Genomic DNA, 10,811 nt, shown 5'->3' on the forward strand with positions numbered 1-10,811 from the left:
GGCATGGCAGACATCCGGAGTTTCAGCACGCTCGGTGGACAGTTCCCCAACGTCGTGGTCACCGCGATCGAGATGACCACCTCGATCGGCACCGACACCGAGTCCACGTGGGCGGGCCTCCTGGCCGGCAAGAGCGGCATTCGCGAGCTCAAGGGCGATTTCATCGGCGTCGACATCGCCGACCTCCCGGTCCGCTTCGGCGGCCAGCTCCTCGAGGACCCCACCTCCGAGGTCCCCGAGCGTCCCGACCGCAAGTACGCGGGCGACATCAGCAAGCAGCACGTCAGCAAGCGCCGCATGTCCTACGTGGAGCAGGCCGCGCACGTCATCACCAAGCGCCTGTGGGACAACGCGGGCCGCCCCGACGTCGACCACAACCGCCTCGCAGCGGTCGTCGGCACCGGTCTCGGCGGCGGCGAGTCGATGGTCGAGGCCGTCGACGCGCTGCGCGATCACGGCGTCCGCAAGGTCTCGCCGTTCACCGTGCAGATGGCCATGCCGAACGGCGCCTGCGCCGTCTCGGCCCTGGAGATCGGCGCCCGCGCCGGCGCCATCGCCCCCGTCTCGGCATGCTCGACCGGCAACGAGGCCATCGCCCACGCCTGGCGCCAGATCGTCATGGGCGACGCCGACATCGCGGTCTGCGGCGGCATCGAGGGCAAGATCGACAGCCCCGTCATCGCCCCGTTCGCCATGATGCGCGCCCTCTCGACCCGCAACGACGATCCGCTGCACGCCTCGCGTCCGTTCGACAAGGACCGCGACGGCTTCGTCTTCGGCGAGGCGCAGTGCCTGATGATCATCGAGACCGAGGAGCACGCCCTCGCCCGCGGCGCGAAGCCCATCGCGCGCCTGCTCGGCGCCGGCATCACCTCCGACGGCTACCACATGGTCTCCCCCGACGTGGAGGGCGGCGGCGCCGCTCGCGCCATGAAGCGCGCCATGGAGACGGCCGGCCTCAAGCGCGAGGACATCGACTACATCAACGCGCACGCCACCGCGACCCCGATCGGCGACACCGCCGAGGCCAAGGCCATCAACGCGGTCGTCGGCACCGACGCGGCGATCTACGCCCCCAAGGGCGCGCTGGGCCACTCGATCGGCGCCGTGGGTGCCCTCGAGGCCGCGCTGACCGTGCTGTCGCTGCGCGACGGCATCATCCCTCCGACCCTCAACCTGGACAACCAGGACCCCGAGATCGAGCTCGACGTGGTGCACGGCGAGGCGCGCAAGGGCGACTACAAGTACGCGCTGAACAACTCGTTCGGCTTCGGCGGCCACGACGTGGCGCTCGCCTTCGGCAAGTACTGATCTTCTTCACCAGGACCGGCGGTCGGGAATTCTTCCCGGTCGCCGGTTCTGTCGTTTCGCGACGCTATCCAACAAATGCTCTACTATATGCGCATAGCAACGGAGCCGAACAAGCGAGACACGGGGGATCATGTCCATAATTAACCAAATTCGGGTAACAAACTTTCGCTCCATAAAAGATGCTCAGATATCACCCCTAAGTGGATACGAATCCATCGTAGGCCTAAACAGCGCCGGGAAATCCAACCTCCTACGCGCTCTCAAGTTGTTCTTTACAGGATCCGTCGACGAAACCGGTTCTGGCCTCGATGTCGACCGGGACTATAGCGACTACGGACCGCAGAAGCCCCGACGGATCAAAGTCGGAGTTTCCTTCCCGATCAACAGCGGAATAAAGTTCCCCCGTCAAGCAGACTTCCTCGAACGCCAAGGTCTCGTTGACAATTTGGCAATATGTCAGACTTGGTATCGAGACAGCCAGACTCGCGGTATCACGCGGGAGTTCTCGTACGGACAAGATCTTGACAACCTAGCACCAGCCACCGACCCGGCAGATATCTCAAGCCTCGAATCCTTTATCCGTTCGATCGAGTTCCGATACGTTCCCAACCACGCACAGCCATCCGAGCTAATAAGACAATACGTTCAGCCACTCCGTAGCGCGCTGGTAACCAGGCTCCGAAACACGAAAGAGTATCGTTCGAGCGATGTCGGTGAACTTCTCCTGGCGATGTCCAGGCTTGCAGACACCCTATTTGAGGATGTCGCAACAGCGGTTTCCAAGGGAATCTCAGGACGTACCCTAAAGTCTGCGTTGCCGACCGACTTTGCCGACCTTGCATTCGACCTTGCAATCCGTTCGATAGATCCAGACGGACACGCCCGATCCCCCGAGCTGGAAGGCTCAGGGACGCAGCAGTTCATGTTTCTCCACCTCCTCAATCTCGCAGATCGAACCGCACGGGGAGCAGGGTTCGGATGGCTACAGGGGCACATTTGGGCCATCGAGGAACCGGAATCGTTTCTTCATGCTGGCCTGCGCCAAAGATACGCTACAGATCTGTTTGCGTACAGCGACGACCCGCGGCGACAAATATTCCTCACAACTCACCAGGATGAGTTTGTGCGAGTTGGAGATAGTGCGATCGTCGCAAAAACTTCTGCTGGCGGCACCATCTTCAATCGGCTTACTCCGAAGTTGGCGATCGAACAATCAAATAAGGAAGCGGTTACAGCATATCGGCACCCTCTCCTTCAGTACTCCGATCAGCCACTCGTTTTAGTGGAGGGCAAGTTTGACGCACAATACATACGACAAGGACTAGATGCCGCAGGAATCAAGCCTCGCTGGCGCCTCGCCGATCCCGATGACCTAACAGGCGACGCCACTGGAGGCGATGCATTCAAACAGTACCTGCGATACAATGGCGCAGCTATCAAGTCCCGACCAGACTCGGCGCCGATCCTGGTTGTCCGCGACTGGGAAACTAGTGACGCAAGTTCCTATCGAACATACCTCAAGGGTCACCAATACTCGACGGTAGTAACAATGCCGTCAGACCTTTGCACGTCAGAGCTCGGCACCGGTTGGGCGGGAATTGAGCGCTACCTCCCGGTAGACTTCGTTGAATCAATGGTCCCGGAGGAAGATTTGCTGCGCCGCTCAAACGGCGTGATCGAACCGGAAAAACCTGCACTCAACTCGCACAAGCAAGCAATGGCGAGGGCGTTCGACATTGCCGAGCACCCCGCCCCAAATTTGGTTTCCTTGGCAAAATGGATCGATGAGCGCGTCACAGAAATGCTGGCAGAAATCCCCACTGAAGCGTTCTTCTAGACAGCGGAACCCGGTGACTTCCACGAGGATCTCCCCACAGAATCGGGGACAACAACGCCGACCGTATCTGGGAGCTGCAGTTGCTTGTCCGCGCCATTCTGACGAAAGTCAGCGAATCGAGTCCCGCGCCGCCAGCCGAATGACCGTAGATGAGATCGCGTTCATTCGGGCGGCACGCCGACCCCACACCGTAAGATCAGCCGCCAAGCCAAAGCGACACATTTCGTCAGTCAAGCCGCAGAGCCTGGATCTCCAGTACGCCGACATCGCGCGAATGAATAGCGAACCGAACCAATTCCTGTCTTCCGTCACGACGACGACGCCAAGAGCTGAGTCCGAGCCGGAACTCCCACCTGTTAACCAGCTGTTCTGGCGATGATCAAAAAGGCGCCTTCCCCCAGGGATCATCTTTGGGCGGCGGAGTGTCACTGATATTCAATTCCGAGAAGATTTCATCCAGCTTGGACTCTACACCTAGATTATTTCGAGAGGCGCTCGTAAATAGCTCAGCAAGCCCGTAATAGGGTTCGTCCTCGCGAACACCTTCGATCACCGACTCGATTATCCTCCCCGAATCGTCCAGGATATCGAGAACAAACGGATACGTCCCATCGCCATCTCGCGAACGCACCCGAAGCGTGCTTCGAGAGAGTGACAATTCGTACGTGTCGCCATCCACAATGTCCCATTTATCGGATGGCTCGTCCCCCACACTTTTCGGTCTACTGCGTTCAATCAGGCCCGTGACGAGCCGCTGAATCCGAGCCACAAAATCGTAGTCACTCATTGAACACTCCCTGAAGAACTTGCAGGCGGACGAATCGGATGCTGAGCAGCGATCTCACCCAGTAGATCTGTTATTTCGGCGATCACGCGTCGCAGGCGATCAGTCTCCTTGTTCCAATCGGTGGCGGAACTGAATCCGCCCGCACGTACCTTAAGTGCATTCGAGGCCGTGATCGACTTCTGTATCGCAGTCATCGTCTTTAGCTGAGTGGGGTCGTTGCCGTCCAGGTACAGGCGGCACGTTTGAGCCTGCCACTTCCAGGTTTGAATAACGTGCGTCAAATACTCAGCAGATTTCAGGCGAGCTGCTTGATCAAATGCTTGCTCTAGCCTTAGCAATTGGGGTATCAAAGCGATCGCAGCACCAGTCTTGAAATGAGCCACAGCCCCCGATACTGCACGTTCAGCGCTCTCCGCCGCAGACTTTACCTTTCGGATCTGCTGAATCGCAATGCAGAACCCGACCGCCGCTAGTGGAATCGCCGCTACCGCGTTCAGCCAGTTCAACCACCCCCACACGGGGGTGTCGTTCAACCAACGCAAGTCCAAAGTGCCCCCTAGCCGCAATCTTGGTACCCATCATCTCACGCAGCAGCAGCGCAGGTTCGGACGTTCTGGAGGTACCGCCGCGGCGTGCCGGGTTGCTGCTAGTTGGGCGCGGCCAGCCGCCCGCACAGATTGCTTGGCAAGCCGCTTGCCTGCGGCGATGTGGTGCCCCCGGTGAGACTCGAACTCACACTGGACGGGTTTTGAATCCGTTGCCTCTGCCAATTGGGCTACGGGGGCGTCCGGCGGACCGTCGGAGACGGCCAGCCGAGCCAGCTTACCGGGCGGGGTCGGCGGCCTCGGACCCGGCGTCCACGGACGCGAGGAAGGCGTCGATCACGGGCCAGGTCTCGCGGACGGCGTCGGGGCCGGCGACGAGGCCGAGGTGGCTGGACTCGACGGTCGCGAACTCGACGCGCGGCGAGCCGGTGAACAGGTCCACGCCGTGGCGCGCGGTCTCCCACGCGCACAGGGCGTCCCGGTGCGAGCCGAAGAGCTGGATCGGCACGTCGATGGAGTGCAGATCGATCGTCCGCTCCCCCAGCTGGACCTCACCGGCGGCCAGCTCACCGCGGAAGATCAGCCGCTCCCACAGCTGCGTCGCGAGCTTGCCGGGGTAGCCGGGGAAGGTGCGCTGGAAGCGATCGATGACCTCCATGCGCGCGAGCTTCTCGGGCTCGCCGAGGTTCTCCAGCACGAACTTGGGCTTCTTGAGCTCCCGGTCCCACGACGTGGCGCGGTAGGCCACCTGCACGATCGGCGCGGGGATGCCGCCCATGAGCGCGATCAGCGCACCGGGGCCGAATCCGTCGACCGGCTTCATCAGCGAGGTCACGAGCGGGTACGGCGGCTGCGCGGCGTACTTCAGCGGCGTCGCGATGGAGACGATCGAGCGGATGGACTCCGTCGACGCCCCGGCGGCGAGGAAGGACAGCGTGCCGCCCAGGCTCCAGCCGTACAGGTCGACGCCGGCACCGTCGGGCACGTCCCCGCCCCAGAAGTCCTCCAGGGCGCGCGCGATGGCCTGCGGGATGATGTCGAGGGCGAAGTCCTCGAAGCCGAGACCGCGGTCGCCGTAGCCCATCTCGCCGAAGTCGATGACGTAGGGAACGCGCCCCGTCGACGCGAGGTGCGCGACGACGGACGTCTCGGGCGAGAGGTCGTAGCAGGTGGCGGGCGCGGCGATCGGCGGCACCAGCAGCACCGGTGCGGCGCCGGGCACGGCGGCCGCGGCACGGTCGGAATCCGAGGCGAACCGGCGGAGGGTGCGGTGGTCACCGTCGGCGACGGCGACGTGCGGGGTGCGCTCGACGGGGCGGATGCCCTCCCCCAGAGTCAACGCCCAGAGGTTGCCGGCGCGCTCGCGCAATTGAGTCAGGCTCAATACGTTCATGGGCCTACGGTACCGCGCGCGGCGGGCCCGATTTCCGCCGCCCGGTAACGTACCCCCTGATGAAGGACACCGAGCCCACCCCGCACCGCGTGCTCGTCGCCGAGGACGAGGCGATCATTCGCATGGACCTGTCCGAGATGCTTCGGGAAGAGGGCTACGACGTGGTCGGCGAGGCCGAGAACGGCCAGGTCGCCCTGGAGAAGGCCCGCGAACTCCAGCCCGACCTGGTGATCATGGACGTCAAGATGCCGGTCCTCAACGGTCTGGAGGCCGCGCAGGACATCGCCCGCGAGCGGATCGCCCCCGTCGTGATGCTGACCGCCTTCGGCCAGCGCGAGTTCGTCGAGAAGGCCCGCGAGGCGGGCGCGATGGCGTACCTGGTCAAGCCCTTCACGAAGGCCGACCTGGTGCCCGCGATCGAGATCGCCATCAGTCGGTTCGCCGAGCTCAAGGCGCTCGAGAAGGAAGTGACGACGCTCTCCGGCCAGCTCGAGACCCGCAAGCTGGTGGACCGGGCGAAGAGCATCCTCATGCAGGCGCACGGCGTCTCGGAGCCGGAGGCGTTCCGCTGGATTCAGCGAACCGCCATGGACCGCCGCACCGACATGCGCACCGTGGCGCACCTGGTGATCGACACGCTGGGCACCCCCACCACCCCTACCGACGCGGCGGGAGCGCCCTGACGGTCGGCTAGACCGCGCGGACGGACCGCGACGGCGGCAGCTGCTGGCCCCGGTAGTACCCGGTGCGCGGCATGTTCTGGAACGCGGGCGCGTCGCCCGTGGCCTTGTCGTTCTGGCGGTCGATGACCTTCTTGACGGCCTGCGGCGACGTGCCCGTGTAGCGGGCGATGTGCACGATCGGGATCCGCGCCGCGTAGGCGGCGAGGATCGTCTTGCGGTACTGCTCCTCCGCGTTGGCCTTGAGGTGGGACCAGTGCGAGATGGGGCTGAGGAAGTCGCGGACCTCCTGAGGCGTGGGCTCGGGGACCTTCGGCATCTCTACTCCGTGCGTTCGAGCCCGGGGCGGGTACCCAGGCAATCTGACAGGGACGTTCGTCCCTAGATCGATCATGCGCCGCGCTTTGTTACACGTCGGTTGGATTAGTTTGCCAGGGGTGGTACAACGGGCATCGATGTATCCCTCAGCAGTGGCGACGCAGTCGCCGGACGTGCTCCACACGTGGGTGTTCACCCCCGTGGTGACGGGGCTCATGGCCGTCGCTTCCATTCTCTACGTGTACGGCACGGTCCGGGCGCGGCGCGCCGGAGTCGCCTGGCCGATATCCCGCATCCTGTCGTGGTTCGTCGCGATGGCGCTCCTGGTGCTCGCGGTCAACAGCGTGATGGCCGAGCTGGCCAAGCACCTGTTCTGGGCGCACATGGTGGTGCACCTGGTGCTGATCACGGTGGTGCCGATGTTCCTCGTGCTCGCCGAACCGATCCGTCTGCTCGCGACGGCCACGGGCGAGGCCGGCGACCGCAGGGTGCGGGCCTTCCTCGGCAACCGGGTGGTCCGGCTGGTCACCAGCCCGATCGTCGGACTGCCGCTGTACGCGTTCGCGCTGATCAGCACCCACCTCACCGGCTTCCAGGACCTCGCCCTCGACAATCCGTGGCTCAAGCAGCTCGAGTACGCCGGCTACTTCGTGATCGGCTGGATCTTCATGCTCCCGCTCATCGGCAACGAGCTCTGCGGGCCCACCAAGCTCTCGCACCCGCTGCGCTTCGCGTCCTTCCTGCTGGCCATGGGCCCGGACACCCTGGTCGGCGTCACGCTCATGATGACCACCACCGAGCTGGCGCCCGGCTACTCCGCGTCGCGCCTGGGCTGGGGCCCCACGGGCCTCGAGGACCAGTCGGCGGCCGGCGCCATCATGTGGTTCGGCGGCGACGGTCTGATGATGATCCTGCTGCTCGTGGTGGCCTTCCAGTGGATCACCGCGGAGGCCACCGGCAAGCGCGGCGGCGGCATGGGCTCCTGGCTCGATTCCGCGCGCCGCGGTCAGCTCATGGGCGAGGACGGCGAGGACGTGGACATCGACGACGACGAGGCCGCGCTGGCCGCCTACAACGCGCGCCTGCGGGAGATGAACCGAGGCCACTGACGGCCACCGTCGGATCGGCTCGGCCTCAGCGCAGCGTGTACACGTCCGCGCCCGGGAAGGTGCCGAAGCGGATGGCGATCGCCGCGGCGATGACGCCGGCGCACGCCCAGCCGAGGCCCTCGACCTGCTGGCGGGTGCGCTTGTCCCGGGGAAGCAGCTCGGGCGCGTAGACGAAACCCGCGGCCACGAGAGCCCCGATGACGAAGCCGCCGAGGTGGCCGAGCCACGAGATGCCCGAGATCGTGAACGACGCGACGACGTTCACGCCGATGATCATCAGCAGCGACGTCGGGTTCAGCTTCAGCCTCAGGTAGAGCACCAGCTCCGCCCCGATGAGGCCGAAGATCGCGCCGGAGGCGCCCACGGTGATCGTGTTCTCCAGCCCGAACCACAGCACCGCCGCGCTTCCGCCGAGCAGCGCGATCCCGTAGATCGCGCCGAACCGCGCCCGCCCAGAGTTGCTGCTCGACGCCCCGCCCGAAGACGTACAGCGTGAACATGTTGACGAGCAGGTGGATCGGCCCGAAGTGCAGGAATCCCGAGGTCACCGCCGTCCACCACCAGCCGTTCGCGGTGGCCGGCTCGGACAGGGCGAACCGTGCGACCTCCTACGAGGCCATGTTGTTCTCGATGCTGCCGGTCTGCTTCGCGCTGAACGCGAAGACGATCACGTTGACCGCGATCAGCGAGTAGGTCACGACGGGCTGCCAGTCGCGGCGGACCGTCGTTCCGAGTGCGGTCACCGGCGGCTAGCCCGCGAGCGAGACCATGAGGGTGCCCGACGTGGAGGCGAGCTCGCTACCCGCCACCGGCGTGGCCTGGGCGCCGCCGACGGTCACCGCGTAGTTCACGTCCGGGTCCGCGTGCACCGACGAGAGCGTGAACGGGAAGACGCACCGGCCGGAGCGCAGGACGCCGTCGCCGAGGCTCGTGTCGAAGCTGTCCGACCCGCTCCGGAAGACGATGCGCGCCCCCTCCTTGACCCCCGCCGCGTCGCGGGCGCCCGAGCAGGTCGTGGTCGTCGCCGTGTACTCGGACGGCGTCAGCACGACGATGCCCTGCCGCTCGAAGGCGGTGGTCGCGAAGCCGAAGGAGACGGCGAAGATACCGGCCCCCGCCATGACCACGAGCACGATCGCGGTGAGGACGCCGACCCAGGTGCGCGAACCGGGGCCGTGGCGGCGCCACGGCTGCTGCGGGCCCTGTGGGAGCGCCTGGGGCAGCTCCGCACGCCAATCACGGCCGGGCGTGCCCTGCGGCACGTTCGGGATCGGACGCTGCTGCGTGTCCTGGCTGGTCACTTCGCCCCCTTCGACGGGAAGTACTTGAGCACACCCTCCTGGGTCGTGCTTGCTACCAGAATGCCCTTCGAATCGAAGAATTGCCCGTTGGACATACCGCGGCCGCCGTCGGCCACCGTCGAATGCGACGAGTACAGGTTGTACTGGTCGAACCGGACGCGACGGTGGAACCACAGCGACTGGTTGAGCGTGACCGCCATGATCCGGTCGAATCCCCACGACAGCCCGTGCCGGGTGATGATCGAGTCGAGGATCGTGGTGTCCGAGGCGTAGGCCAGCGCCGCGTCGTGGATGACCTGATCGTCGGGCAGCGGGCCGGCGGTCCGGATCCAGACGTTGTTGTCCTCCTGGATCAGGCCCTTGCCCTTGGCGATCCAGGCCGGATCGTTGGTGAAGCGCATGTCCATCGGCTGCGGGGCGTCGACGAACATCGTGACGACGTCCTCGTAGCCCTGGAGCGTGTCCTGGATGTTCGGCAGGCCGTCGGGGCCCGGCACCGCGGGCGCGGGATCGCCGTGCACCAGCGGGTTCCGGCCGTCGGTCTGGTAGGCGAGCTGCATCAGCGCGAGGACGGTGCCGCCCTGCTCCACCGAGACCAGCCGGTTCGCGACGTTGCGGGTGTCCCGCAGGCGCCGCACCACGAACTCCAGGTCGGCGTTCGTCTCACCGCCGTTGATGAAGTGCGTGTGCGCGGCGTGCAGGAACAGCGAATCCCGAGCCCCCGGAACGGTGTTGCCCGAGGCCACGATCGCCTGCGAGAGGATCTGCCCGCCGAACGTGCGGGACGCGGTCTTGGCGGGGTGACGACCGAGATACCGGTCCTCCCCCGCCTCCGCGAGATCCAGGGTGCCGAGGAACTCGTCGAAATCGGTGAGTGTCTCCGTCATACGACGAGCGTATGTCAGTGGTCGTCCTCGCCGATCCGGTGCACCTGGATCAGGTTGGTCGAGCCGATGGTCCCGGGAGGCGCGCCGGCGACGATGACGACCTGATCGCCCTTGGAGTAGCGGCCGATTCCCTCGAGGGAGTGGTCGACCTGCTTGATCATGGCGTCGGTGCTGTCGGCGCCGTCGACCAGGAAGGTCTCCGTGCCCCAGGACAGGGCGAGCTGGCTGCGGACCTCCGGCAGCGGCGTGAACGCCAGCAGCGGCAGGCGGGTGTGCAGGCGGGCCAGGCGGCGCACGGTGTCACCCGACTGGGTGAACGCGACGAGGGCCTTGGCGTTGAGCCGCTCCCCGATGTCGCGCGCGGCGTAGGAGATGATGCCGCGCTTGGTGCGGGGCACGTGGTTCAGCGGCGGCACGGACGGTCCGCCGTCCTCCACGGCCTGCACGATCTTGGCCATGGTCCGGACGGTCTCGATCGGGTACTTGCCCACCGACACCTCGCCGGAGAGCATCACGGCATCCGCACCGTCGAGCACCGCGTTCGCCACATCCGAGGCCTCCGCCCGGGTCGGACGGCTGTTCTCGATCATCGACTCCAGCATCTGCGTCGCCACGATCACCGGCTTCGCGTTCTCCCGGGCGA

Annotated in this window: 12 protein-coding genes, 1 tRNA gene and 2 pseudogenes; 4 read left to right on the forward strand and 11 right to left on the reverse strand. The window is 65.3% G+C overall.

Features of this window, described 5'->3' with window-relative positions; all coding sequences use genetic code 11:
* Positions 1-3 precede the first annotated feature (3 nt).
* Positions 4-1,311, forward strand: a complete 1,308-nt coding sequence (locus LB823_RS20670) for a KasA/KasB family beta-ketoacyl-ACP synthase (RefSeq protein WP_224650933.1) — start codon at positions 4-6, stop codon at positions 1,309-1,311.
* Between the two features lie 130 nt (positions 1,312-1,441).
* Positions 1,442-3,148, forward strand: a complete 1,707-nt coding sequence (locus LB823_RS20675; protein WP_224650935.1) for an ATP-dependent endonuclease — start codon at positions 1,442-1,444, stop codon at positions 3,146-3,148.
* Positions 3,149-3,527: 379 nt separating this feature from the next.
* Here LB823_RS20675 and LB823_RS20680 read toward each other — a convergent pair whose 3' ends face one another.
* The 4 genes from LB823_RS20680 to LB823_RS20695 all read right to left on the reverse strand — a co-directional run bounded on the left by LB823_RS20680 (position 3,528) and on the right by LB823_RS20695 (position 5,873).
* A complete protein-coding gene (locus tag LB823_RS20680) occupies positions 3,528-3,935 on the reverse strand; it encodes a hypothetical protein (protein WP_224650937.1) in 408 nt (135 codons plus the stop codon).
* A complete protein-coding gene (locus LB823_RS20685) occupies positions 3,932-4,468 on the reverse strand; it encodes a hypothetical protein (protein ID WP_224650940.1) in 537 nt (178 codons plus the stop codon). Before LB823_RS20685 ends, LB823_RS20680 begins: the two co-directional genes overlap by 4 nt.
* 175 nt (positions 4,469-4,643) lie before the next feature.
* Positions 4,644-4,720 (reverse strand) — tRNA-Leu (locus tag LB823_RS20690).
* A gap of 37 nt (positions 4,721-4,757) precedes the next feature.
* The gene (locus LB823_RS20695; protein ID WP_224650942.1) at positions 4,758-5,873 is read right to left on the reverse strand and encodes an alpha/beta hydrolase; all 1,116 of its coding nucleotides are present in this window, start codon (positions 5,871-5,873) and stop codon (positions 4,758-4,760) included.
* 59 nt (positions 5,874-5,932) lie between these two features.
* Between LB823_RS20695 and LB823_RS20700 the strand changes: the two genes are divergently transcribed.
* The gene (locus LB823_RS20700) at positions 5,933-6,556 is read left to right on the forward strand and encodes an ANTAR domain-containing response regulator (protein WP_224650944.1); all 624 of its coding nucleotides are present in this window, start codon (positions 5,933-5,935) and stop codon (positions 6,554-6,556) included.
* 7 nt (positions 6,557-6,563) lie between these two features.
* On the opposite strand, the gene LB823_RS20705 is transcribed toward LB823_RS20700, so the two are convergent.
* A complete protein-coding gene (locus LB823_RS20705) occupies positions 6,564-6,872 on the reverse strand; it encodes a helix-turn-helix domain-containing protein (RefSeq protein ID WP_068533852.1) in 309 nt (102 codons plus the stop codon).
* 136 nt (positions 6,873-7,008) lie between these two features.
* On the opposite strand from LB823_RS20705, the gene LB823_RS20710 reads away from it, so the two are divergent.
* On the forward strand, positions 7,009-7,980 hold the full coding sequence (locus LB823_RS20710) for a cytochrome c oxidase assembly protein (RefSeq protein WP_224650946.1): 972 nt from the start codon (positions 7,009-7,011) through the stop codon (positions 7,978-7,980).
* Positions 7,981-8,005: 25 nt separating this feature from the next.
* Here the strand turns inward: LB823_RS20710 and LB823_RS20715 are convergent.
* The 6 genes and pseudogenes from LB823_RS20715 to LB823_RS20730 all read right to left on the reverse strand — a co-directional run.
* Positions 8,006-8,422: pseudogene (locus LB823_RS20715) on the reverse strand (rhomboid family intramembrane serine protease); the annotation flags it as partial.
* 25 nt (positions 8,423-8,447) lie between these two features.
* Positions 8,448-8,570 (reverse strand): annotated as a pseudogene (locus tag LB823_RS24200) (rhomboid family intramembrane serine protease); the annotation flags it as partial.
* An 18-nt stretch (positions 8,571-8,588) separates the two neighbouring features.
* Entirely contained in the window at positions 8,589-8,723 is a 135-nt protein-coding gene (locus LB823_RS23875; RefSeq protein ID WP_255604155.1) for a hypothetical protein, read from the reverse strand.
* A 6-nt stretch (positions 8,724-8,729) separates the two neighbouring features.
* The gene (locus LB823_RS20720) at positions 8,730-9,281 is read right to left on the reverse strand and encodes a hypothetical protein (protein ID WP_224650948.1); all 552 of its coding nucleotides are present in this window, start codon (positions 9,279-9,281) and stop codon (positions 8,730-8,732) included.
* Positions 9,278-10,168 (reverse strand): acyl-CoA thioesterase II, encoded by an 891-nt coding sequence (locus LB823_RS20725; RefSeq protein ID WP_224650950.1) that lies wholly within the window; start codon positions 10,166-10,168, stop codon positions 9,278-9,280. Before LB823_RS20725 ends, LB823_RS20720 begins: the two co-directional genes overlap by 4 nt.
* A 14-nt stretch (positions 10,169-10,182) precedes the next feature.
* Positions 10,183-10,811, reverse strand: a 629-nt coding sequence (locus LB823_RS20730; RefSeq protein WP_255604156.1) for a pyruvate kinase, incomplete at its 5' end; no start/stop codon positions are given.

The sequence above is a fragment of the Tsukamurella sp. M9C genome, assembly GCF_020169415.1.
Lineage (GTDB): Bacteria > Actinomycetota > Actinomycetes > Mycobacteriales > Mycobacteriaceae > Tsukamurella.